General features: G+C 32.2%; 20 protein-coding genes. 10 read left to right on the forward strand and 10 right to left on the reverse strand.

Going from position 1 to position 25,989, the window contains the following annotated elements:
* Window positions 1–172 precede the first annotated feature (172 nt).
* The gene (lepA, locus tag Q0516_RS06600) at window positions 173–1,978 is read left to right on the forward strand and encodes a translation elongation factor 4 (protein WP_294464676.1); all 1,806 of its coding nucleotides are present in this window, start codon (window positions 173–175) and stop codon (window positions 1,976–1,978) included.
* On the forward strand, window positions 1,971–3,101 hold the full coding sequence (gene hemW, locus Q0516_RS06605) for a radical SAM family heme chaperone HemW (RefSeq protein WP_294464679.1): 1,131 nt from the start codon (window positions 1,971–1,973) through the stop codon (window positions 3,099–3,101). The genes lepA and hemW overlap by 8 nt, the downstream gene beginning before the upstream one ends.
* 30 nt (window positions 3,102–3,131) lie before the next feature.
* Here hemW and orr read toward each other — a convergent pair whose 3' ends face one another.
* On the reverse strand, window positions 3,132–4,199 hold the full coding sequence (gene orr / locus Q0516_RS06610) for an ornithine racemase Orr (protein WP_294464681.1): 1,068 nt from the start codon (window positions 4,197–4,199) through the stop codon (window positions 3,132–3,134).
* Between the two features lie 153 nt (window positions 4,200–4,352).
* Between orr and Q0516_RS06615 the strand changes: the two genes are divergently transcribed.
* Window positions 4,353–5,570, forward strand: a complete 1,218-nt coding sequence (locus tag Q0516_RS06615) for an arginine deiminase (RefSeq protein WP_294464684.1) — start codon at window positions 4,353–4,355, stop codon at window positions 5,568–5,570.
* Window positions 5,571–5,579: 9 nt separating this feature from the next.
* Window positions 5,580–6,587 carry an ornithine carbamoyltransferase gene (gene argF, locus Q0516_RS06620; protein ID WP_257479650.1) on the forward strand — a complete coding sequence of 336 codons (1,008 nt, stop codon included), beginning with the start codon at window positions 5,580–5,582 and terminating at the stop codon, window positions 6,585–6,587.
* 72 nt (window positions 6,588–6,659) lie between these two features.
* On the opposite strand, the gene recA is transcribed toward argF, so the two are convergent.
* The 4 genes from recA to trxA all read right to left on the reverse strand — a co-directional run bounded on the left by recA (window position 6,660) and on the right by trxA (window position 12,739).
* Window positions 6,660–7,697, reverse strand: a complete 1,038-nt coding sequence (gene recA / locus Q0516_RS06625; RefSeq protein ID WP_294464688.1) for a recombinase RecA — start codon at window positions 7,695–7,697, stop codon at window positions 6,660–6,662.
* Between the two features lie 69 nt (window positions 7,698–7,766).
* Window positions 7,767–9,002 (reverse strand): competence/damage-inducible protein A, encoded by a 1,236-nt coding sequence (locus tag Q0516_RS06630; RefSeq protein ID WP_294464691.1) that lies wholly within the window; start codon window positions 9,000–9,002, stop codon window positions 7,767–7,769.
* A 238-nt stretch (window positions 9,003–9,240) separates the two neighbouring features.
* Window positions 9,241–12,051 carry an excinuclease ABC subunit UvrA gene (uvrA, locus tag Q0516_RS06635; protein WP_294464694.1) on the reverse strand — a complete coding sequence of 937 codons (2,811 nt, stop codon included), beginning with the start codon at window positions 12,049–12,051 and terminating at the stop codon, window positions 9,241–9,243.
* A 373-nt stretch (window positions 12,052–12,424) separates the two neighbouring features.
* Window positions 12,425–12,739 carry a thioredoxin gene (gene trxA / locus Q0516_RS06640; protein WP_294464697.1) on the reverse strand — a complete coding sequence of 105 codons (315 nt, stop codon included), beginning with the start codon at window positions 12,737–12,739 and terminating at the stop codon, window positions 12,425–12,427.
* A 144-nt stretch (window positions 12,740–12,883) separates the two neighbouring features.
* On the opposite strand from trxA, the gene Q0516_RS06645 reads away from it, so the two are divergent.
* Both Q0516_RS06645 and Q0516_RS06650 read left to right on the forward strand, forming a co-directional pair.
* Complete coding sequence (locus Q0516_RS06645; protein ID WP_294464700.1) at window positions 12,884–13,549, forward strand: Crp/Fnr family transcriptional regulator; 666 nt, start codon at window positions 12,884–12,886, stop codon at window positions 13,547–13,549.
* Window positions 13,550–13,694: 145 nt separating this feature from the next.
* Window positions 13,695–14,456, forward strand: coding sequence for an SDR family oxidoreductase (locus tag Q0516_RS06650; protein ID WP_294464702.1), 762 nt, complete (start codon window positions 13,695–13,697; stop codon window positions 14,454–14,456).
* A 50-nt stretch (window positions 14,457–14,506) separates the two neighbouring features.
* Here Q0516_RS06650 and Q0516_RS06655 read toward each other — a convergent pair whose 3' ends face one another.
* From Q0516_RS06655 to Q0516_RS06665, 3 genes are all read right to left on the reverse strand, one after another.
* On the reverse strand, window positions 14,507–14,896 hold the full coding sequence (locus Q0516_RS06655) for a hypothetical protein (RefSeq protein ID WP_294464705.1): 390 nt from the start codon (window positions 14,894–14,896) through the stop codon (window positions 14,507–14,509).
* Window positions 14,897–15,020: 124 nt separating this feature from the next.
* A complete protein-coding gene (locus Q0516_RS06660; protein WP_294464707.1) occupies window positions 15,021–17,039 on the reverse strand; it encodes a HAMP domain-containing sensor histidine kinase in 2,019 nt (672 codons plus the stop codon).
* Window positions 17,014–17,715 (reverse strand): response regulator transcription factor, encoded by a 702-nt coding sequence (locus tag Q0516_RS06665; protein ID WP_257479641.1) that lies wholly within the window; start codon window positions 17,713–17,715, stop codon window positions 17,014–17,016. Before Q0516_RS06665 ends, Q0516_RS06660 begins: the two co-directional genes overlap by 26 nt.
* Before the next feature lie 383 nt (window positions 17,716–18,098).
* Here Q0516_RS06665 and ftsE point away from each other — a divergent pair, with 383 nt between their 5' ends.
* The 4 genes from ftsE to Q0516_RS06685 are packed head-to-tail and all read left to right on the forward strand — an operon-like array spanning window position 18,099 to window position 22,142.
* Window positions 18,099–18,779: a cell division ATP-binding protein FtsE gene (gene ftsE / locus Q0516_RS06670; RefSeq protein WP_007050189.1), complete on the forward strand. Its 681-nt coding sequence runs from the start codon at window positions 18,099–18,101 to the stop codon at window positions 18,777–18,779.
* A gap of 16 nt (window positions 18,780–18,795) precedes the next feature.
* Window positions 18,796–19,677 carry a permease-like cell division protein FtsX gene (gene ftsX / locus Q0516_RS06675; RefSeq protein WP_294464726.1) on the forward strand — a complete coding sequence of 294 codons (882 nt, stop codon included), beginning with the start codon at window positions 18,796–18,798 and terminating at the stop codon, window positions 19,675–19,677.
* A gap of 9 nt (window positions 19,678–19,686) precedes the next feature.
* Window positions 19,687–20,952: a murein hydrolase activator EnvC gene (locus tag Q0516_RS06680; protein ID WP_294464728.1), complete on the forward strand. Its 1,266-nt coding sequence runs from the start codon at window positions 19,687–19,689 to the stop codon at window positions 20,950–20,952.
* A gap of 41 nt (window positions 20,953–20,993) precedes the next feature.
* Window positions 20,994–22,142, forward strand: coding sequence for a peptidoglycan DD-metalloendopeptidase family protein (locus Q0516_RS06685; protein ID WP_294464730.1), 1,149 nt, complete (start codon window positions 20,994–20,996; stop codon window positions 22,140–22,142).
* Between the two features lie 35 nt (window positions 22,143–22,177).
* On the opposite strand, the gene Q0516_RS06690 is transcribed toward Q0516_RS06685, so the two are convergent.
* Entirely contained in the window at window positions 22,178–24,835 is a 2,658-nt protein-coding gene (locus Q0516_RS06690) for a right-handed parallel beta-helix repeat-containing protein (protein WP_294464732.1), read from the reverse strand.
* A 76-nt stretch (window positions 24,836–24,911) separates the two neighbouring features.
* The gene (locus tag Q0516_RS06695) at window positions 24,912–25,913 is read right to left on the reverse strand and encodes a membrane dipeptidase (protein ID WP_294464735.1); all 1,002 of its coding nucleotides are present in this window, start codon (window positions 25,911–25,913) and stop codon (window positions 24,912–24,914) included.
* Between the last annotated feature and the right edge of the window lie 76 nt (window positions 25,914–25,989).

Consider the following 25,989-nt stretch of genomic DNA (forward strand, 5'->3'; position numbering starts at 1 on the left):
TTAAAAGAAAATAATAAAAATACCAAATAATATAATTAAAACTTATGATACCAATAAAAATTTAACATTTAGTTAATTAATAAAAAATAAATCGTATTTTATTTTATGATACTTTTACTTATGATAAATTTGTGGTAAAATTTATTAACATTATTATTTTAAAAGGTGAAGAATGAAAACAAAACAAGAAAGAACCAGAAATTTTTGTATAATAGCTCATATAGATCACGGCAAATCAACTTTAGCCGACAGATTAATAGAAAAAACAGGACTCATTTCAAAAAGAGAAATGACAAGCCAAGTCTTGGACAAAATGGACCTTGAACAAGAAAGAGGGATAACCATTAAACTTCAGGCTGTCAGACTTGTATATCATGCAAAGGACGGAGAAGAGTATTATTTAAATTTGATCGATACTCCCGGACATGTGGATTTTACTTATGAAGTTTCACGTTCCCTTGCAGCATGCGAAGGTGCAATATTAATAGTTGATGCAACTCAGGGCATCCAAGCGCAGACAATGGCAAATGTATATTTGGCGTTGGAAAATGATTTGGAAATAATCCCGGTAATAAATAAAATTGACCTTCCCAGTGCAGATCCGGAAATGGCAAGAAGAGAAATCGAAGATTATATAGGTCTTCCCGCAGACGAAGCTCCTCTTATTTCCGCAAAAGAAGGTTTAAATATCGATGATGTATTGGAAGCAATAGTAAGAGATGTTCCACCTCCTAAAGAGAAAAACAAAGAACCATTAAGGGGACTTATTTTCGATTCTTATTACGACCAATACAAAGGTGTTGTAATAAGTACAAGAATAGTAGACGGAGAAATAAAAAAGGGTACAAAAATAAAATTCTATGCGACGGGAAAAACTTTTGAAGTGGAAGAAGTGGGTATATTTACAAGTACTCTTACCCCTACTGATAAGCTTGAAAGCGGAGATGTAGGTTATATATGCGCGAGTATTAAAAATGTTGCGGATACAAGAGTCGGCGATACAATAATGAATGAAGAAAATCCTGCAAAAGAACCTCTGCCTGGATATAAAAGTATCACTCCTATGGTGTACTGCGGAATTTATCCGGCTGACGGAAGTAAATACGAAGATTTAAAAGAAGCACTCGGAAAACTGAAGTTAAACGACGCTTCGTTATTATATGAACCGGAAACTTCTGTTGCATTGGGATTTGGTTTCAGATGCGGATTTTTAGGACTGCTTCATTTAGAAGTGACCCAGCAAAGAATCGACAGAGAATATAATTTAGATATAGTGACGACTACTCCAAGCGTTATTTACAATGTCACAAAGACCGACGGAAGCAAATTAAAAGTAGACAACCCTACCAATCTGCCTCCTATCCCGGAAATCAGTTTTATGGAAGAACCTTTCGTTGACGCAAATATAATGCTTCCCAGTGATTATGTCGGGGCTGTCATGGAAATATGCCAAGGCAAAAGGGGAATATATAAAACCATGGATTATATAGATGAAAACAGAGTAAACCTAAAATATGAAATGCCGTTGAATGAGATAATATATGATTTCTTTGATACTTTAAAATCGAGGACAAAAGGTTATGCTTCACTAGACTATGAACTACTGGATTACAGAAAAGCAGACCTTGTGAAGCTGGATATATTACTCAACGGGGAAATAGTCGACGCATTGTCCTTTATTGTTCATAGAGACAAAGCACAGACGAGAGGAAGACAAATAGTTAAAAAATTAAAGGAAGAAATCCCAAGACAGATGTTTGAAATACCTATTCAAGCTGCAATAGGAGGAAAAGTCATTGCAAGAGAAACCGTAAGAGCACTTAGAAAAGATGTACTTTCTAAATGTTATGGCGGTGATATAACAAGAAAGAAAAAACTTCTTGAAAAACAAAAAGAAGGGAAAAAGAAAATGCGTCAAGTAGGCAAAGTAGAAGTACCTCAGGAAGCATTTACAGCAGTATTAAAACTAGATGAATAATATATCTGTATACGTTCATACACCTTTTTGCAAACACAAATGTTATTATTGTGATTTTGCATCATTTTCAAATAATGAAGATTTTATAAATGAATATTATAAGGCACTAAAAAAAGAAATAATCCTAAGAAAAAATGAAATAAACAGTAGAGATATCTCTACTGTTTATTTTGGCGGCGGTACCCCAAGTTATGTGGACAGCAAATACATAACTGATATAATGGATATATTGAAAAGTGAATTCAACATAAAAAAAGAAGCGGAAATCACTATTGAGGCAAATCCGGAAAGTGTAACGGAAGAAAAGCTTGAAAATTATAAAATAGCGGGATTTAACAGGATAAGTATGGGACTTCAATCCGCAAATAACAATACATTAAAGGAAATAGGAAGGATACACACTTTTGAAAAATTCTTATCCTCTTATGAACTTTGCAAAAATGCCGGGTTTGACAATATAAACATAGATTTGATGTTCTCACTTCCCAATGAAACTTTAAAAGATTTTATAGACAGTCTCGAAGAAGTTATTATGCTTAATCCTACCCATATATCTACATATTCGTTGATACTTGAAAAAGGAACAAAATTATATAATAATTATAAAAAAAATAATATCATTATTGATGATGATTTAGACAGGACAATGTATCACTACTGCATAAACAAATTAAGCGAATACGATTACGAACAGTATGAAATTTCAAACTTTGCCCAAAAAGGCTATGAAAGCAAACACAATATGAGCTGCTGGGACCTTGAAGATTATATAGGCTTTGGGATTAATGCTTCGGGATTTAATGAAAATACAAGAAAAACAAATAAATCAAATATTAAAGAATATATAAATGATTTAAATAATAATATACTGCCCATAAATGAAGAAAACAAACTAAGCAAAGAAGAACTCCTGGGAGATTATATCATGCTTGGACTTAGAAAAATAAAAGGGATTGATATTGAAAAAATAAATAAAAAATTCAATATCAACTTCACTGATATTTATAATGATAAAATCGAAAAGCTCAAAAGGCAAGGTTTAGTAATGATAGAAAACAATCATTTTAAACTTACTTATAAAGGCCTGGATTTTGCCAATACAGTTATGGTCGAATTTATATAAAAAAAGAACACATATGTGTTCTTTTTTATTTTATATATCAACATATTCTTTTTCAACATATTTACTCGTCATTGCCGCAAGAGTAGCCCCGTAGTCCAATTTAAAGGAAACAGTGTCACCTAACTTATATATCTTATCCACATTTGTTAAATCGAGGATAGTATGGTCACTGCTTGCACCAAGGATTTCAATATTACTGTCAACAGGAGTCATCCCATCGATCCTTACATCCTGCTTACCAACGGCAATTATTGCTCTTTTCATCGTTCCCTTATTTACAAATTCCGGTTTATTCCCAAAAGCATCTATTCCGATTTCACCTATAGGAACCGAGGGCTTTTCTTTTAGTTCAACGATTTGTGCTTCCAAAATAAAATTATCATGATGAAGTCCCTCTACAGGAGTCCCGTAGCTGGTCTCATTACCAAGGAGTATGACTTCACCAAGCCTCAAATTATTGATACCGTCAATCATCTCGCCCCTATCAACCAAAGTATATGAGCTTGAGTTGCCTCCGGAAACTACTTTTAATTCTATATCAAAATCGTTTTCTATTCTTTCTTTTATTTTAACTAACTTTTGTAATGTTTCGGGGCGAGGAATAATGGCACCAAAGCAGGTAAGGTTTGTTCCTATCCCATAAAGCTCTATATTCTTCATTTGAAGTACTTTGTCTACATCACTAAGCAAATCATCTGTACTGAAATACCCCTCTCTTAAATCTCCGAGATCAGCCATCAAAATCACCTTATGAGTAGTACCTTGCTTGTACGCTTCTTTATTAAGAAGTCTGATCGTCTTTATCTCGCTGTTAAGCGACACATCACTATATTTTATAACATCTTCGATTTCACTCTCCATAGGGATCCTCACCAGCCACTTTTCCATATTAAAGCATCCTAAATTTTTAAGATTTTCTATTCTTGAATCTCCCAAAGCGGTAGCTCCTCCAGTAACCAAGCATTCCGCTATATTTTCATCTGCTAGAAATACTTTAGTTATAGCAGTCACATTTATTCCAATGTCTTTACATTTATCACATACTCTTTTTGTATTTTCGCTAATCCCGTGTAAGTCGATTTTTATTTTTGGAAACATTAAATTTCTCCTTTATATGATAATATTTTTCATTTATTTATTTTACTACAAAGGCATAATGTGGTAATATATAATTTGATATTATGCACTAAGTGTATATCAAAAACACATTATAATAATTATAACAAAAAAATTATAAAAAAGTAGGTTATTATGGATAAATTATCAATTAACAGTGAAATTGGAAAACTAAAAAAGATTTTGCTTCATAGACCGGGCTTTGAACTTGACAGGATTACTCCCGATGACTTGAAGGAAGTATTATTCGATGATATTCCTTGGATGAGCAGAATGAGAAAAGAGCATGACGGTTTTGCTAAAGTTTTAAAAGAAACAGGTACCGAAGTATTATATGTAACAGATTGCTTGCTGGAAGTAATAAATAATAACGCAGAAGCTAAAAAAGAACTTGTAGAATTAGCACTGGAAGAAGTGCAGTATGACAGTATTACAATAAACGGACTAAGAGAATTCTTATTAAGTTTAGACAACAAAGAACTTATAAGATGTATAATAGCGGGACTCAGTGAAAGCGAAGTCAAATCAAGCAGAGTGACATTATCCGATTATATGCAGGATAAATATCCTTACTATTTTAAACCTATACCAAATCTTTATTTCATGAGAGATGTAGGTGTAGTGATTAAAAACGGCGTTGCACTCAGCAGGATGAAAACACCTATAAGAAGGAGAGAAAGTCTGATTGTAAGACTGATATATAAATACCATCCCGACTTTTCAGGTGTACCTGTTTACTTCGATAATAAACAAGAAAAAATGAGTTTGGAAGGCGGAGATGTACTTATACTAAGCAAAGAATGTGTACTAATCGGATTTTCCGAGAGAACATCTTTAGAGGGGATAGATAAACTCGCTTCTAACTTATTAAACTCAAACAGCGGAGTAAAAAAAGTTTTAGCGGTTAAAATACCTCATGAAAGAGCTTTTATGCATCTTGATACTGTATTTACAATGGTAGACTGCGATAAGTTTGTAATATTCCCTAATATTTTAAATGATATAGAAGTCATCACCATTACATCAGGCGGAAAATCTTCACTTAGATACGAAGCCGAAGAGAATTTAAAAACTGCACTTGCAAAAGCACTTAATCTTCCAAGTGTAAAACTCATCAAAAGCGGAGGGAGCAGCAGTGTGATTTCGGCAAGGGAACAATGGAATGACAGTACAAATACATTGGCTATTTCACCGGGAGTGGTCATAACATATAACAGAAACGAAATATCCAATGAAATTTTAGACAGGAACGGCATTAAAGTACTTTCTATAGAAGGAAGCGAATTAGTTAGAGGAAGAGGCGGTCCAAGATGTATGAGCATGCCTTTGGTAAGAGAAGATATAGATTTTTAGGAGGAATAAATGAGCATAAATTTAAAAGGAAGAAGTTTTTTAACACTCAAAGATTATACAACTGAGGAAATAAAATATTTACTGGATTTGGCAAAAGAACTAAAAGCCAAGAAAAAAAGAGGAAAAAAAGGAGACTTGCTGGAAGGCAAAAATATTGTTTTATTGTTTGAAAAAACTTCCACAAGAACAAGATGTGCATTCGAAACGGCTGCTTACGATGAAGGTGCACATGTAACATTCCTAACAAACTCTCAAATGGGTAAGAAAGAATCTCTTGAGGATACCGCAAATGTTCTCGGAAGAATGTTTGATGGTATTGAATTTAGAGGATTCAAACAGGAAACCGTTGAAGATTTAGCAAAATACTCAGGTGTACCCGTGTGGAACGGACTTACGGATTTATATCATCCGACACAACTATTGGCAGACGTTTTAACAATGTATGAACATATAAATAAAGATAATAATAATGATATGAAACTTACCTATGTCGGAGATGCAAGAAACAATGTTTCAAACTCATTATTGATTGGATGTGCAAAACTTGGTATCAATTTCGCGGCGGCGGCACCAAAATCACTTTGGCCTGATGAAAATCTGGTTAAAGAAATGGAAATAATAGCAAAAGAAAACGGCAGCACGATTTTAATTACCGATGATATTGATAAAGCGGTTAAAGACAGTGATGCCATATATACAGACATATGGGTTTCAATGGGAGAAGAAGACAAATTTGCGGAAAGAATTGAACTTTTAAAAGATTATCAAGTAAACATGGAAATGCTTAAAAAGACAGGCAACGAAAATGTTATATTCCTTCACTGTTTGCCATCGTTCCATGATTTAAATACCGAAGTAGGAAGAGATGTTTACGAAAAATATGGTCTTAAAGAAATGGAAGTAACAGACGAGGTATTTAGAAGCAAACATTCAAAAGTATTCGATGAGGCAGAGAACAGAGCTCATACAATAAAAGCGGTTATGTGCGCAACGTTATCCGATAAATTATATGAGTAGGAAGAACAAACATTACTTACAATAATTAGAATAAAAAATAAAAAGAACAGTTTTCGCTGTTCTTTTTATTTTTTATTCTTCGGATTTTACAGTATCAGCAGCTTCAGGCTCTTCTTCTTTATTTCTGCCCAAAACTTCATCCAATACCAGCTTTTCTATATGTTCGGCAATTTCCGGATTATCGGCAAGAAATTGTTTTGCTTTATCTCTTCCCTGTCCAATTTTTTCATCATTATAAGAATACCAAGCACCGGCTTTTTTGATAATTCCATATTTAGCGGCCATATCCACTATATCACCTTCTCTTGAAATACCTTTACCGTACATGATATCAAATTCGGCGATTTTAAAAGGAGGCGCCACTTTATTTTTAACTACCTTGACTTTAGTTCTGTTACCTATTATATCCTGACCGTTCTTGATAGAATCGATCCTTCTTACTTCAAGCCTTACAGAAGAATAGAATTTTAATGCTCTGCCTCCCGGAGTAACTTCCGGATTACCAAACATAATCCCTACTTTTTCTCTAAGCTGATTGATAAAAACTGCCGTAGTATTTGATTTATTTATGGCTCCTGCCAGTTTTCTAAGGGCCTGAGACATAAGCCTTGCCTGAAGCCCCACATGACTGTCCCCCATATCCCCTTCGATTTCCGCTTTTGGAACGAGAGCTGCTACAGAGTCGATTACGACAACATCTACCGCAGCACTTCTTACAAGAGCTTCAGTGATTTCCAAAGCCTGTTCACCGGTATCCGGCTGAGATACTATAAGTTCATCTATATTAACACCCAAAGCTTCCGCATAAATAGGATCAAGAGCATGTTCAGCATCAATAAAAGCCGCAACACCGCCTGCCTTTTGTGCTTCCGCAACAACATGTAATGCAACAGTCGTCTTACCTGAAGACTCGGGACCATATACTTCGATTATTCTTCCTCTTGGAAGTCCCCCTACACCAAGGGCAGCATCAAGGGAAATAGATGATGTTGAAATAGCATCTATGGTAACGGTAGGTTTATCGCCTAATTTCATTACCGCACCTTTTCCGAAGTTGCTTTCTATATTTCTCATTGCTAGCTCTAGAGCTTTTTCTTTATCTGGATTCATTATTTTGACTTCCTTTCAAACATTTGTTCTTATTCAATTATACATTTAGTTTAGAGATTAGTCAACAATTTATTGCATTATTTTTAACATATTATTTATCGAATAATATGCACTTCGTGTCTGAACTCTTTTTCTTTCTCCGGTTATATTATATTTAGTTGAAGAAACTTGTCCTTTATAATAAAATCCCATATAAACAGTTCCAACAGGCTTTTCGGGAGTACCGCCGCCGGGGCCCGCAATTCCGCTTATTGATATAGCAACATCCGAATTAAACCTTTCAGCACAGCCGAGAGCCATCTCTTCCACACACTGAGAACTAACTGCACCGTATTTCTCCAATGTTTCATTTTTAACACCGAGAAGAGAGTGTTTGATTTCATTTGTATAAGTAACGGCACTGCCCATAAATACTTCGCTTACTCCGGGTATCTCTGTTAAATAACTGGCAAGAAGTCCGCCTGTACAGGACTCTGCACATGAGAATGTGAGTCCCATACTTTTAAGTATATTAACAAATTTTTGAGGAAGTGTTTCTCCTTTAACGGAATAGATATATTCTTTAAAATTTTTCATTATAATATCATCTATTTTATCCAAATTTTCAATGGCATGTTTTAGATTATCAGCCTTGGATACCGCTTTGACTTTAACACCGCTGTCATTAAAATATGTATTTACATTTACCCCCTCAAGATCAGGAAGCAGATCTCTCATTCTGTACTCAATTTCAGACTCTCCTATACCCGCTGTCATATAGTCCTTTACAGCAAAGAATTTATTTAATTTATTCATTAAATATTCTTTGATATGCTTGTTGTACATATAAGTATTTTCCCTTGGAGGTCCGGGAAGCATTATGATCATCTTGTCATCTATTTCAAGAAGTGCACCGGGGGCTGTTCCCCTGTCATTACTAAGTATCTTTGCTCCTTTTGGGAATAGTGCCTGCCTAAAATTATTTGGAGTAAGAACAAAATCTTTTTCTTTATTTTTGAAATATGTCTCAACATGATGTCTGGCTTCTGCATTTTCTTCAAGCGGTCTTCCGGTGACTTTGGCTATTGCCTCTTTTGTCATATCGTCAAGTGTAGGACCAAGTCCTCCGGTAGTTATAATCAAATCACTTATATTCACCGCATCGTTAAATGCACCTTCTACCATATCTTCATCATCACTTACTACTACATGCTTTACAACTTCTATTCCTATTTCTGTAAGTTCTTTTGCAAAAAAAGTTCCGTTTGAATTCAAAACATCTCCGCATAAAACTTCATCACCTATACAAAGTATCGTTGCTTTCATAATATCTCCTTATATTAATAAAATTTATTGTCCAATAAAAATATCATTCCCATTAATTATACATCTTAACATATCTGTTTTAAAGTAAAAAACAAATAAAATAAGTTAATATATTAATCCGCATAAAAAATCATATCTTTATAGAGAAACAGGGGCGCGGAATCTGCGAAGCAGGCGTAGTGCCCCGAAATAAAAAACACCCTAATTATTTAGAGTGCTTTTCATTATTATATTTTATTTATAATATTTTCTTCAAAAACTGTCCTGTGTAACTTTTTTTGACCTTGGCAACTTCTTCCGGAGTACCCGTTGCAATCACGGTTCCGCCGCCGTCTCCTCCTTCGGGACCTAAATCAATCAAATAGTCTGCACATTTTATGACATCTAAATTATGTTCTATTATGAGTATGGTATTTCCGCCTTCTCTTAATCTGTACAGTACTTCAAGAAGCTTCTTTACATCCTCCATATGAAGCCCCGTAGTGGGTTCATCCAAAATATATAAAGTCTTGCCCGTCTGTCTTTTTGAAAGATACGTTGCAAGTTTGATCCTTTGAGCTTCTCCGCCGGAAAGGGTCGTAGAAGGCTGTCCCAGTTTAATATATCCAAGTCCCACATCATATAAAGTCTGTACTTTGGATTTAATTGAAGGAATATTTTCAAAGAATGTCAAGGCTTCTTCAACACTCATATCAAGTACTTCTGCAATATTTTTGCCCTTGTATTTTATTTGGAGAGTTTCATCATTATATCTGTGTCCTTTACAAACTTCACAAGGAACATAAACATCAGGAAGGAAATGCATTTCTATTTTTATTATACCATCTCCCTTACAATGCTCACATCTTCCACCTTTTACATTAAAGCTGAAACGACCTTTCTTATATCCTCTCATTTTTGCTTCATTTGTCGAAGCAAAAACATCTCTTATAAGATCGAACATTCCGGTATAAGTAGCAGGATTGGATCTCGGAGTACGCCCTATAGGCGACTGGTCTATATCTATTATCTTATCAAGGTTTTCCCAGCCTCTTATTTCTTTATGTTTTCCGGGTTTTTCTACAGAACCCAAAAGCTTCTTTCTAAGAGCCTTAAATAATATTTCATTTATTAACGTACTTTTTCCCGATCCGGAAACTCCTGTAACGCAAGTCATATTCCCAAGCTCAAATTTTACATCAATATTCTTTAAATTATTTTCTTTAGCTCCGATTATTTCAAGATACTGTCCGTTGCCTTTCTGCCTTTCTTTTGGAACGTCTATTTTTTTCCTGCCTGACAAATAATCGGCAGTTATAGAATTTTTGTTATCTATTATTTCTTCCAAAGGGCCGTTTGCTATAACTTCTCCGCCATGAATACCTGCGCCCGGACCTATATCTACTATATGATCCGCTTCTCTCATTGTATCTTCATCGTGCTCTACTACGATAACTGTATTACCTATATCCGTAAGCTCTCTTAGTGTATTAAGTAACATCTCATTGTCTCGTTGATGAAGCCCTATACTGGGTTCATCCAAAACATAAAGTACTCCGGTAAGCTTAGAACCTATTTGAGTGGCAAGTCTTATTCTCTGGCTTTCTCCTCCGGATAACGTAGAAGCAGCTCTGTCCAAAGTAAGATAACTTAGTCCAACATCATTTAAAAAACCAAGCCTTGATTTTATCTCCCTAAGGACAAGTTCCGCTATTTTAGCTTCATTTTCATTTAAAACAAGATTATCAATGAACTTTTTACAGTCTCTTATAGACATCTCCGTAAGCTCAATAATATTGACTCCATTGATCTTTACACTCAAAGAATTGTCATTAAGTCTTTTTCCTTTACATGCATTACAAGTAATATTAGACAAAAATTTACTAAACTTAGCCTTTACATACTCACTGCTGCTTTCAAAGTATCTTCTTTCTAAATTATTTACTATTCCTTCAAATACGATTTCTCTTTCCTTGTACCCTCCGAAATGAGAATTAAATCCGATTTTGATTTTATCCTTATCTCCGTAAAGAAGAGCCTCCATAAATTCGTCGCTTGCTTCATTAAGCGGTTTATCCATAGAGAAATTATATTTTTCTACCAAAGTTTTGACAATTACAGAATAGTAAGTGCTGTCGTCACTGCTTACAAAATTGGAAAGAGCACCTTCGTTTATGGAAATACTTCTGTCGGGAATAACAAGTTCGGGATCGATGGTTTGATGATAACCTATCCCGTTACATTCCATACACATACCAAAAGGTGAGTTGAATGAAAAGCTTCTCGGTTCGGGCTTATCCATTGCGATACCACAGTCCATGCAGGCAAATTTTTCCGAGTACAATTTTTCTTCATCATCGGTTTTGCATATGACCAATCCGTCACTTAAGTTTAATGCTGTCTCGACGGAATCATTAAGTCTTGATTTTATTTTATCCCTTACTTTAAGCCTGTCTATTACAACGCTTATATCATGCTTCTTATTCTTGGGAAGTTTTATTTCATCATCAAGGTCATAAAGCCCTCCGTCTATAAATACTCTAAGATAACCTTCCTTCTTTAAATGAGTAAGAAAATTCTTTTGAGTCCCCTTTTCTCCTCTTATAACGGGAGCTAATATTTGTATTTTAGTACCCTCTTCCATAGATAAAATATCATCAATTATAGTATCTATACTCTGGCTTTCTATTTTCTTACCGCATTTAGGACAATAAGGTGTTCCTATTCTCGCAAATAACAATCTGAAGTAGTCATATATTTCCGTTACCGTTCCAACAGTGGAACGTGGATTACGGTTTGTAGTCTTCTGATCTATGGAAATAGACGGACTTAGCCCTTCAATATTATCTACGTCGGGTTTATTTGTTTGACCCAAAAACATTCTCGCATATGCAGAAAGACTTTCTACATACCTTCTCTGTCCTTCTGCATATATGGTATCAAAAGCAAGAGAAGATTTCCCCGAACCTGACAGTCCGGTAAATACAATAAGCTTGTCTCTCGGTATAGTTAAATCTATATTTTTAAGGTTGTTTTCTCTGGCACCTCTTATAACAATTTTGTCTGTCATAATATCCTCCTTAAACATTAATATGATATTATCACAAATTTTTTAAAATAACAACAAATTTTTAGAAAATTTGTTCGGTTTTACATAATATACCTTAGATATTTTTAACAAAAAAGAAAATTTACATGATCTTTCTTTTCATCTTCTAAAACTTTATTATGTTACATTTTAAAAACTCAATAAACATCTTACATTTACAATAAATTTATATTTTTTCGGCTATTTGTTCCTTTAATAAATCATAAATCCTTTATATTATACAGTAAAATATCATAACTTAAATATGCAGTCAACCAGACTTACATATTAATGATAATAAAAAAGAGCTTTCGCTCTTTTTTAAACAATTTAATTTTAAAGGTTTATATTTTATTTATTGTACTTGGTCAATAACTTCTAAAAGTTCTTGTTTTGTCATTGCACCTTGTGTTCTTTTTACTTGCTTTCCGTCTTTATACATTAATAATGTTGGGATAGACATTACTTTATTCTTCATTGCAAGCATTCTTTCATCATCTACGTTGACCTTGCATACTTTTATATCATTTCTATCTTCTGCCACTTCATCTATTACCGGAGAAAAAGCACTGCATGGTCCGCACCAAGGAGCCCAAAAATCAACTATCACCAATCTATTATCATTTATCTCTTCCTTGAAGGTTTTATTTGTTAAATCTATTACACTCATTTTCCTTACCTCTTTCCTGTTATTTGTTTATATTATATTCAAATAAAAAATAAAAGACTGTGACAAAGTCACATAAGAAAATATAAAGTCATAATGGACAAATAAGAATAATAATTATAGAATATATAATAAGGCGGTAAAAATATGAATGATGATAACTTCAATATGAAAGATTTTCTCCCGTTTTGGGATAGTCTTAAAAATGAATGCCAGGAAACAATACTAAAAGAATTAAAATTTAAAACATTTAAAAAAAGGGAAACTGTTCACGACAACTCCGTGACATGCACGGGACTAATATTTATTTTAAGCGGTAAGCTCAGGGCCTACATGATATCGGAGACAGGAAGAGAGCTCAGTTTATATTATTTAATGGATAATGATATATGTTTGATGTCCGCTTCATGCGTGATGAAAGACATAACGTTTGACATATTCATAGAAGCAATGGAGGAAACAAAAGCAGCTATTTTACCTACACACATATATAAAGATATAGCTAATAATTACATTGAAATGTCAAAGTATGTTAATAGCATTATGTCTTCAAGATTATCGGATGTAATGTGGATTTTGGAGCAGGTATTATTTAAAAAATTCGATTCAAGACTGGCGGAATTTTTACTTTTCCATAGGGACGAAAAAGATAAAATAAAAATGACACATGAAGAAATAGCAAATCACTTGGGAAGTGCGAGAGAAGTGGTAAGCAGGATGCTTAAACACTTTGAAAGTAACGATATCATAAAACTATTCAGAGGCGGGATAGAAATAATAAATGAAGATGAACTTATAAAGCTTTCAAATTAATTAATTTTATAGTAAGAACAGCGGGCGCGAAATCTGCTTCAGCAGGCGTAGTGCCCGCATTTTTTAGATAAATCTTAATTTACATTATATTTAAGTTATGATAAACTTTATTTATAGAATATACAAAGTTTAAGGAGAAATAATTATGTTAAAAATTGACTTAACGGGAAAGAAAGCATTTCTTACAGGAGGCAGCAGAGGTGTAGGAAAAGCTATTTGTCTTGCACTTGCCGAGTGCGGAGCAGACGTTGCATTCACATATTTATCAAGAGATGAAGCAGCAAATGAAGTAGTAAAGGAAATAGAAGCTTTAGGTAGAGAAGCTTACTGTTATAAATGCGATGTCGGCAACTTTGACCAAATGAAAGAAACTTTAAATAATATTAAAGAAAAGTTTGGTAAATTAGATATAATAATAAACAATGCCGGAGGTTCAAAAGTCGTAGAGATAGACGAACTTACTCCGGAATATCTAGATACTGTATTAAAATCAAATTTATATGGTTCATTTTATTCTATCATGGCAGGAGGTTTGGACCTTCTTAAAGAAGCAGGGGGCGGAAGTATCATAAATATAGGCTCTTCTGCAATGTATTCGGGAATGGGCGGAGGACCGCAATACTCAGCTTCAAAAGCAGGATTATTAGGTCTTACAAGATATATGGCAGTACAGTACGGACCTGAAAATATTAGATGCAATACACTTGCGATTTCGCTTATTAAAACAGAAATGTTAAATAAATTCGATGATGAAATGTTAAAGAAAAAAATTGCTACAGTACCGGTGGGAAGGCTTGGAGAACCTGAAGATGTAGCTTATATGACAGCATTCCTTTCAAGTGAAATGGCGTCATATATAAGCGGAGAAGTAATACTAATGGACGGAGCGAGGACTTACGCAAAATAAAAAATATAAGAAAAAAGCGGAGCATTATCCGCTTTTTATTTTTATATATTTTATATAATAAAAGAAACTATTAAGGCTATCAATGTCACTAGCCATAATGGAATCATTAAAGATAATCTTGAAGTTTGGAGTTCTCTTTTAAAGCACACATTTTGTCTTGGTTTTCTTGGATTATATAAAATTTCTATAACATCATCTTTCTTTACCATTTCACTGTTTACGTCTAAACTGCTTTTTGCATTAATAAATTTTTCATCTACTTTATATGTTAAAACAGCACCTGCAATTTTCCTGTTATTTCCATAAGATGATTTAATGGAAAGTATTTTAGCATAAGTACTTTTAGTGCATATTTTATATAAATAATATTCTTTGATTTTTATAAATGCAATCCCTAATGACGCGACTACAAATAAAACTACAAATAAAAACTTATTCACTACTGACCTCTTAAAATTATAATATATAAAGAGATTATAACATATTTAAACAAATTACAATAAATATAAATCATTATTACTATCCAATAAAAAACGACATCATTAATTTGATGTCGTTTTTATCTTATTTATTATTTTTAAAATCCAGCCTTGCTTTAAATAAATCTTTATCTATCGTGACACTAAAGTCAATTCCCATCAAGCCGGTAAAACTTTGAACTATAGAAAGCCCCAACCCAAAACCTTCAAGATCTCTGGCTTTATCCGCTCTTGCAAATCTGGTTAAAATTTCTTCACTGGAAAAGTCCATCTCATAATTAGATATATTACTTATCGTTATACTCGGGTCGTCTTTATCCAAGTCTATATATATCCTTGTTCCTTTGAGTGAATATTTCACCGCATTTTGAATTAGATTTTCAAGTACTCTTCCAAGCCTTTCTCCGTCGGCATAAATATAAACATCATCATCCACATTTACTCTAACTTCAAGATTATTTTCATTTATACTGTCACTAAACTCACTTATGCTTTGATTAATCAAGCTTTTTAAATTGATATTTGTATTATGCAAATCTATATTTCCGCTCGTTGCCTTTGAAATATCAAATATATCCTCTACCAATTTTTTTAATTTTTGAGATTTACTATCGAGTATTTCAAGATATTCCTTTGCAATTTCCGGCTTTATATCTTCCCTCTTCATTAAATCAACATAATTAATGATAGATGTAAGAGGTGTCTTTAAATCATGTGAAACATTAGTTACCAGTTCACTCTTCATTTTTTCACTTTTCACTTGTTCTTCTACTGCTTCTTTTATGTGGTCGTTAAGTGCATTCAAATTATATTCTATTTCTTTAAAATAACTGTTTTCACTTAAATAAATATTTTCATTGAAGTGCCCTAGTCCAAGCGTTTCCGTATAGTTATATACATCTTCTATATCTTTTACACTCTTTATTGAAGACGAATATAATCTAAATATCGAGTACATCAAATATATAAAAGAAGCTACAATTACTACTGCATATAATTGCTCGTACGGTCCCGATAATCCCATAGCCAACAGTAGAAAAGAAAACATCAATATTCCGCCGGAAACAACACACCTTGTAATCCCGTTGACCATTCTCGACTGTACCTTTTTACTAAATGGTTTGAAGACCTGATTACTTTTATATATATCCATAACCTTTTTATATACAGATACATTTAATAAATTTTCATTATCATACATTGCAGCACAGTATAGACAAAAAACAAATAATATTGCAGTTATCGTGCCATTTATGCTATAAAAATTATTATATATAAAATAAGCTACAAATAATTTTATTTCCAGGAATACTTTATTAAATATTTGTCCTATTACTTCTAGAGAATCTTTTATTCCATATTTCTTTTTTATTATAATCAATAGATATAATAATAATATAGAGGAAAAAATAAAGCCTAAAGTAGACCATACTCCATCTGATTTATAAGCCTCATAGCTTTCCTTGAAATAACCTCCGGATGTAAAGTCATGATTCACAGCTACAAGTACCGTCGGCGGAAGTATTTTAGTTTGAAGAAAAGAATTATTGTCATCATACATATCAAAATTATTTGTAAGGTTATAAGACACATTTAATAATTCTTTATTTCCGTTCACATATGTGTTTGTCACATTGCTTCTCGTACTAATAAAAGTATAACCTTCCTTTTTATATTCTTTTTCAAATTCTTTTTCTGTCCTGACACCTGAGTTCGTATAGCCTACATCGGTATTATTATCCATTATATAGTAGGATACTTCAGGTCCGTAACTGCCTATAACGTTTGCCTTAAGCTCACCTCTAAGTTTTGGAGACATATCGGCAACACTCTTAAATAGATCCGCCTTCGGATTATTATCATGTACTTCTTTATATTCTCTGTATAAAGCATTATTTAAGTAAGCATGTATTTCATCTAACTTGTATCCATAGTCGGAAGAAGTAAGATAAGCATGATTACCAAACATTTGATAAGATTTATTTAAAATGACTTTATTGCCGTTATTAACTACAAAACTAAATGTAATAAATATTGCTATTATCAAAAGTATATGGTTAAGTAAACTTTTATTTCCCTTAATGTTTTTCAATTTTATATCCAATTCCCCACACCACCTTTAAATATTTTGGATTTTTAGGATCGATTTCTATCTTTTCTCTTATATGCCTAACATGTACAGCTACAGTATTATCTGTCATATAAGAAAGTTCTCCCCAAACTTTTTCATATATTTCCTCCATGGAAAACACTTTATTAGGTCTGGACATTAAAAGCTTAAGTATCTTAAATTCCGTGCTGGTAAGCTTTACCTCTTCTCCGTCAACAGTTACCTCTGTAGTATCTTCATTCAAGCTGAGCCCACCGGTGGTCAATATATTATCAGCTTCCATTTCACTCATATTGCCGAGTATCGTATATCTTCTAATCAAAGACTTAACCCTTGCAATAAGTTCCAAAGGATTAAAAGGCTTGGTAACATAATCATCGGCGCCGATATTTAGTCCTATTATTTTATCGGTATCCTCGGATTTTGCGGACAAGAATATAACAGGAACATTTTGCTTTTCCCTAACCTTGGTAATGGTTGCTATCCCATCTAATTTAGGCATCATTATATCTAGTACTATTAAATGGATTTCTTCCTTCTCTAAAATACCTAATGCTTCATATCCGTCATAAGCTTCATATATGTTGTATCCCTCATTGGAAAGATATATATTTATTGCTTTTACAATTTCTTTATCGTCGTCTACTACTAATATATTATATTTACCCATGGTCTTCCCCCTAATTAAGTGTTGAATAAATTATAAACCATAATATTTAATATTCTTTATGGAAATTATTAATATTTCATTAATATTATATCATAATAAAATTTTATTTGATTTCCACTTAAAACCATAAATCCACATAATCATCACTTAACCTTCAACATATTGTTCCTTTTCTTTAATATTTTTGAAAATATAACTATATATGCCATAAAATGGATGCTGTCTATTATTAAAAAATGACAAAATAATTGATAATACGACAAAATATGCTATAATGTTTTAATAAAACATCTAAATTTATTTAATTATTTATTAATATATTAAAAGTGTAATATTTAGATGTGTATTTTTAGTATTTATTTAAATTTAGAATAGGAGTAAGTATGATTACTTTAAATAATGTATCATTAATATATGAAGGCGGAGAAGAAGCTGCACTTAAAGACATTAATTTAAATGTTGATAAGGGCGAGTTTTTATTTATTGTCGGAAAAAGCGGAGCCGGAAAATCGTCACTTTTAAAACTTATATTAAAAGAAATATCTCCAACTTACGGAGACATCTCCGTTGCGGGATATGATTTAAACAACTTAACGAACAAACAAGTCCCATTTTTAAGAAGGCATGTAGGCGTAGTATTTCAAGATTACAGACTTCTGGAAAACAGGACTGTATACGAAAATGTTGCTTTTGCAATGGAAGTTATGCAGCATAAACCCGATAAAATACATAAAAGGGTCCCAAATGTTTTAAAAATGGTTGGACTTAAAGATAAAGCTAGAAAATATCCCAATCAATTATCAGGGGGGGAACAGCAGAGAGTAGCCATTGCAAGAAGTATCATAAATAATCCAAAGATACTTATATGCGATGAACCTACCGGTAACTTAGACCCTCATACCTCAATAGGGATAATGAAACTTCTTCATGACATTAACAGAAGAGGAACTACTTTACTTATAGCAACACACGATAAAACAATAGTCGATGCTATGCAAAGAAGAGTAGTGCTTTTAAAAGACGGAAAAATAATCGGAGACAGAAAAGGAGGATATAACAATTAAATTATCAACTATAAAGGTGTTCATAAGAGACTCTTTTCAAAATATCAAAAGAAACTCTTTGATGAGTGTAGCATCTGTTTTATCAGTAGTCGCCGCACTTATCATTATCGGAGTATTCCTCGTTTTTGCATTAAATTTAAACTTTATGACAGGTGAAATTGAAAACAATTTAGAGCTTAAAGTTTATCTTAATGACGGACTGACCCAAGCACAAAAAGATAGTGTAAAAACAAATATAGAAAAAAATAGTTTATGTAAAAGTGTAACTTATGAATCTAAAAACGATGCTCTTACAAATTTCAAACAGGATTTTGGAGATAAATCCTATTTATTAAACGGATATGAAGGGAAAAACAATCCTCTTCCAGAATCTTACATAGTTAAAGTAACTGATTCTACAAAGCTAAAAGACATGTATTCTTACTCAAAGGATATTTCAGGAGTAAAAGATGTCGTTTACGGCGAAGAAGTTGTTGATAACCTTCTTAAATTTAACGATATGGCCAGTGTGGTTTGTATAGTGATATTTATAGTTCTAAGTATAGTGAGTATATTTATCATTTATAACACCATTAAATTAACTGTTTATGCAAGAAGAAATGACATTACGGTTATGAAATACGTAGGTGCCACGGACTGTTTTATAAGATTCCCATTTTTAATAGAAGGAAGTATCCTCGGACTTTTGGGTTCCAGCGTATCTATCCTAATAATAAGAAATATTTACTACTATGTAATCGGATTTATTCAAGGCGGAGGAACGGGACTTCCTCTAGGAAGCGGAATAGCACCTCCGGGAATAATAATGGGACAAGTAACATTATTATTTATCGTTTACGGAATAATCATAGGTGCAGCAGGAAGTGCTTTCTCGATTAGGAAATTCTTAGATGTATAGGTAACAGCCATGAATAAAAAAATAGTATCAATTTTATTAGTATTATCATTTGTATTCACAACCCCATTTACATTTAATACTGTAAATGCAAAGACAGATAAAGAAAAGTTAAACGACGTCAAAAGTAAAATAGACAGTAAAAAAAACAATTTAAATAATGAAAAAAACACTTCGGATAATTTATCCAGAGAAATCAAAGATGTTGACAGCAAAATATCTGAGTTGTCAAATACCATCAGCGCACAAGAAAAAAAGCAATCAACATTAGAGAAAGATTTAATTAGAACTAAAGAAGAATTAAAAGATGCAAAAGAGAAAAGAAAAAAATATCAAGATGCATTAAAAGAGAGAATGGAGACCATGTATATGTACGGAAACATGGGTTATCTTGATTTGATATTTTCCTCAACCGATTTCTCTGATTTAATCAGTAAAATAATAACAGTTCAGTCTTTAGTAAGCTATGACCGAAATATTATATCTAAATTACAAGATACAGAAAATGATATTAAAACTAAAACTACTAAAATATCCAGTAGCAAAAAAGAGCTTGATACTACTATAAAAAGTTTAGCTAAAAATAAAGACGATTTAAATACCTTAAAAATCGCAAAAAACTCAGAATTAAAAAATATAAATGGTACAATTGACGATTTAAAGAAGCAAATAGCTAGTCTGGAAAAAGAAAAATCCGATTTGGACAGTAAGATAGCGGCACAAAGTGCAGCCTCAACCAATGTAAATTACAATAATGGAAATGACAGTTCAAAAGATAAGGATGACAAGGATAAAGATAAAGGAAACGGGAATTCCGGCGGCAATACAGGGGGAAGCAGTTCCGGCGGAGGCTCAAGTTCAAGCAGTAAAGACGGTGTTCTTTCATGGCCGGTTCCTGGACATTATAACATAACCAGTTATTTTGGTCATAGAGACCAACCGACCGCAGGTGCCAGCACAAACCATGGAGCAGTTGATATAGGTGTAAGTACGGGAACTCCAGTAAGAGCTCCCGCAAACGGAAAAGTCACTTATTCCGGATGGAACGGAGGATATGGATATGCGGTATCTATAGACTGCGGTAACATAAACGGGGATCATATAACGGTACTGTTGGCTCATAACAGTTCTCTAAAGGTATCAACAGGACAAAAAGTAAAAAGAGGCCAGGTTGTTTCCTACAGCGGAAGTACAGGGATCTCCACCGGTCCGCATTTACATTTTGCAGTATATAAAAACGGATATGCTGTAGATCCATTAAATTATGTAAATATTTAGCACAAAAATAAAAAATTTATTGAAAATGACAGGAGAGTAAAATGAAAAAAAGAATACTATCATTAATATTAGTGTTTATTTGTGTTTTTACCCTACCCCTCACGCAAAGTACCGTAACAGCAAAAAGTACTAAACAAAAATTAAAAGATGTAGAAAATAAACTTGAAGACAAAAAAGATAGTCTTGATAGTTCAAAAAGTAAAGCAGATGATTTATCTAATCAAATAGAAAGCTATGATACAAAAATTGAAAAACTAGAAAAGAAAATAGAAGAACAAGAATCCAATAAATCGAAAGTGGAAAAATCTTTAGAAAAAGCAAAAAAAGAACTAAAAAAAGCCAAAGAAGAAAGAAAAAAATATCAAGATCTTTTAAAAGAAAGAATGGAAGTCATGTATATGTACGGAGACACCGGATATCTTGATTTGATTTTTTCTTCAGAAAATTTCTCTGATTTGATAAGCAAGGTAATAACTGTCCAGGAACTTGTAAGCTATGATCAAAATATAGTAAAAAAACTTCAAGATGTTGAAAAACAAATACAAACAAAAACAGATAAGATCGCAAAAGAAAAAAAAGAATTAGAAGATTTAATTTCTAAATTAAATTCAAATAAAGATGATTTAGATACATTAAAAATAGCTAAAAATGCACAGCTTGCAAATGTAAAAGGCGATATTAAAGACCTAAAAAAAGAAGTTGAAAAACTTGAAGCGGAACAAAATGAACTTAGCAATAAATTAGCATCTCAAAGCGGTTCCTCAACAAATGAAGTATACAATACGGGAAACGGTTCGTTAGGTTGGCCTACACCGGGAAATTATTATGTAACCAGCGAACAAGGTTACAGGTATCATCCTATATCTGGAGTATATAAATACCATGCGGGAATGGATATCGGATTAAGTTACGGAGACAGCGTTGTCGCACCTGCAAACGGCAGAGTTACTATAGCTGGTTGGTACGGCGGATATGGTTATGCAGTAGGGATAGATGCAGGACTGATAAAAGGAAAACATGTAACTATTTTATTAGGACATAACTCAAGTGTAAGAGTATCGGTTGGACAAAAGGTCAGAAGAGGACAAACAGTAGCATACGGAGGCAGTACCGGATATTCTACAGGTCCGCATTGTCACTTTGAAGTTCATGCTGACGGCGTAACACAAAATCCAAGAAATTGGTTATAAAATAAAAAAGAGCCTTTATAAAGGCTCTTTTTTATTTACTCTATAGTGTTTATTTTCGTATTGTTTTTTAAATCATCTATATTATCACTTTCGTTATTTAAATAATTATCAGCATCATCTGAAACTATATTGTTATCATTATTTTCTAAGTTTTTATCTTTTTTAGAATTATCCAGAAATTTTTTATTATTTTTTGGAGTAATAACAACATCCTTTTCCTTAGTATTGATATCTTTTAAATCTTCGTTATTAATATAGCTTTCTGTTTTTTTACTCCTAATAGACAAAGTATCAAATGCCTTTGTATCAATGTTCCATCGTTCTGTCATATCACCATTTTCATATGCTTTTCCATTCCATTTATAAGTATTATAAATTCTCACATAAAAATCATAAGAACCTTTATATGTGTTATTATTCATAATATTATCTTTATTTTCTTCAGTAATAGAATTCTTTACAGGTTTAACTTTATTTTTGGTTAAGCTGTCACTACTATGATATGCACATCTAAAATTATATATTTTCGCATCTTTAGATATATTAAATGTATTATTTAATATATTTAAGTTATTAGCTCCTCTTACATATATAGTTCCGACAGAAGTAGAACAATCAAATTTATTATTTGATATAGTAGTATTTTTCCAATTCATAGGCTGAATAACTCTTTCAGTAATATTACTAAAAGTATTTCCGTCAATAAGAACATTTTCATGAGGATGACCATAAGAATAAGAATGTGTTCCAATTGCAACAGTCATATTTGAAAAGTTGTTATTTAATATTTTTAAGTTATAATTTGCAGTCTTATCAAGACTAGACCATGAACCGGTAAATCCTCCTGTAATTTTATCCGGTGTATCTAAATTAATTGCCTCTTTACCTACAGCACTGCCATCTTTAAATATATTATTCTGAATTAAACAATTTTTACTGGCATCGGCTTCAATATAATGACCACCGGCTTTATTATAGAATGTAATGTTTTCAACCTTACAATTCTGATTATGAGCAAGAACAATTCCACAACCAGTTACTTTATTCATATTAATATAGGCTTTACCTTTGTTTTGTGCATAAATACTTGAATTCGAAACTCCATCGTAATCTTTACAAGAAGCACTTTCAAATGTACTAGGTTTTGCAAAAACAAACATATATCCGGAAGGTTTCATGCTTTTTGTACCGGTATAATTACCCTTTACAATTTTTGCACCATCTTTTAAAATTATTTTAACATTAGAAGGTATAGGAACTACATTTGTTATTGTATAAGTTCCGCTTGAAACATATAGGGTTCCGCCTCCGGCTCGTTCCAATTGATCCATATAAGATTTAAATACACAATAAGTTTTTGTATACTTATTATAATTTGGATTTGTCATATAAGCGTGCTTATACGGAGAAGTTCCGGTTGTGATTGTAAAATTATTAGACTTATCTACAAAATAATAATCTTTAGAATCGGTATTATTATAAATTTTATTATATCTAATAAAATGTTCAACAACAGAACCATAAACTTTATTATTATTTAAAATATCTTTCAGTTTAGCCGAAGATATACTATTTTTTGTTATACCATAAGATTTGGCAACTTTAGAAGTATTATTTCTCCACCTTGAAAACTGTATCGTTCTAGCAAGTTTTTTAAATGAATTTCCATTAACCGTAGGCTCTGTTACTCCAAGGAAAGAAATTGCTCTTGTTATATTAGAGGATGTTATTTTTGAACCTTGACCTAGCGATTCAAATTTATTTCCTCTTATGCTAGGTTTATACCAATTAATTGCAACAATTGAATCCTTATCAATATTTTTTATTTTATTATTCATAATTTGTATATTACTATGATATTTACCTTTGGAGAATTTAATAGAAGCAATAGCTCTCTCTAATTTATAAAATCCATTATTTTTTATGATTATATTTTTACAAGGAGTATTATCTCTCTTCATCCATTTAAAGCTTGCTTTATCCAATTTACTATCGGGAGAATCAATAGTTATTGCCGATTTAGATCTTGTGCTTGATGTCTTATGATAATAAAATTTACATTTTTCTATTGTAACATTACTTGAACCGCTTAATTGAATGAAAGACCCATTCCTCAAATACTTAAAAGTAATTCCGGATATTTTAACTTTATCATTATGACCTGAAACAATAGCATTCGATGTAGAATACCCTAAACCTATTGTTGATTTTCCTGATCCTATTATATTTATTTTTTTAGCTCCGCTATATTTTTTCGCAGAATTCTTCTTATTTGCTTTTTTAGGATTTACCAACTGGAACATGGTACTTGAAGGTTTTAATTTTTTTGTTCCGGTACTCATACTTTTTTTCAAATATGTACCATTTGACAATTTAATTGTTACCTTTGAAGGAACATATAGTACATTAGTGATCGTATAAGTACCTTTTTTTAATATTAAAGTTCCGCCGCCCTTTTTCTCTAGCTTTTCCAAATAGGAACGTATAGTATAATAATTTTTAGTCTTTTTGTTATATGTACTATATTTCCTATATTTTTTATTACATGGCTTTGTAGATGCTTTGATTTTATATGTTGCAGCATTTACACTATTCATATTTGCAGTGATTCCACGTTCATCAATATGTAAAAACATGGAAAGAGCAAATACGAAAATAAAACTAACTATTATTAGAATTGGCCTTTTTTTCATAATTTTTTCCTCTCACTTCATCAATATAAATAAGTATATCATAGTTTACGCAAATAAAATATTAAATCAATTAAAATCATAAACAATCACTAAATAATCTAAGTGCATTTTTATAGTATAGTTTTTCTATCTCTTTATCTTTGAAACCAGCTTTTTCAAGCAGTGAAATCAATACTGGAAGCCCTGATATATCCCCCATCTCAAGTTTACAACTAATACCATCAAAATCGCTGCCAAAAGCCAATACATCACTTCCGCCTACATTTCTTATATAAGATAAATGTTTTATTATATCATCATTTTTACTTATTTGCTTATTTATTATTTCATCCAGTTTTTTATAATTTTTATTTTCTATTAAAAACTCGACTTCTTCTTTTGTTGAACCCTGAATATGTTCATTTAAGAATAAACTATAAAAGTTTATACCAATAACCCCTCCTTTATCCGCAATTATTCTAATCATATCATCTTTTAAATTTCTTGAATGATTACATAACTCACGAGAACATGAATGCGAAGCAATAAAAGGTTTTGTACTTATATCATAGACGTCATAAAATCCCCCGTCATTTAAGTGAGAAACATCCACTATCATTCCCAGCTCATTCATGTATTCTACCGCTTCTTTCCCAAACCTCTTAAGACCGAGAGAACTATCCATAGTATTTGGAAATCCAAGTGCATTTTCATAATTCCATGTAAGAGTACCTATACGAATACCTCTGTCGTAATAAAATTTTATATTTTTAAAATCTCCATCAACACTTCCCATATCTTCCACGGAAATCAAAATATTTTGTTTACCGTTATCTTTGATATCATCATATTTTTTTATTAAATTATAATTTTCTTTGTTTTTATCTATTAAATCAAATGCAAACTCTATAAGCTTATTAAATTCTTCTAACTTATAATCGGTTTTATCTTTATTATCAAATAAGGCAAAGACCTGAAGATAAGAATCAGCCTTTCTAAGCTTATTTAAATCTATATGTAAATCATTATTTTCTACATTTAAAATATTTTCTTCATACATTCTAGAAAATGTATCACAGTGCAAATCTATTAGTTTCATTATAAATCCTCAAATCCTTAAAATCTTCGGGGCACTACGCCTGCTATGCAGATTTCGCGCCCCTTATTATAATACA

Source organism: uncultured Anaerofustis sp. (assembly GCF_938029165.1).
Taxonomy (GTDB): domain Bacteria; phylum Bacillota; class Clostridia; order Eubacteriales; family Anaerofustaceae; genus Anaerofustis.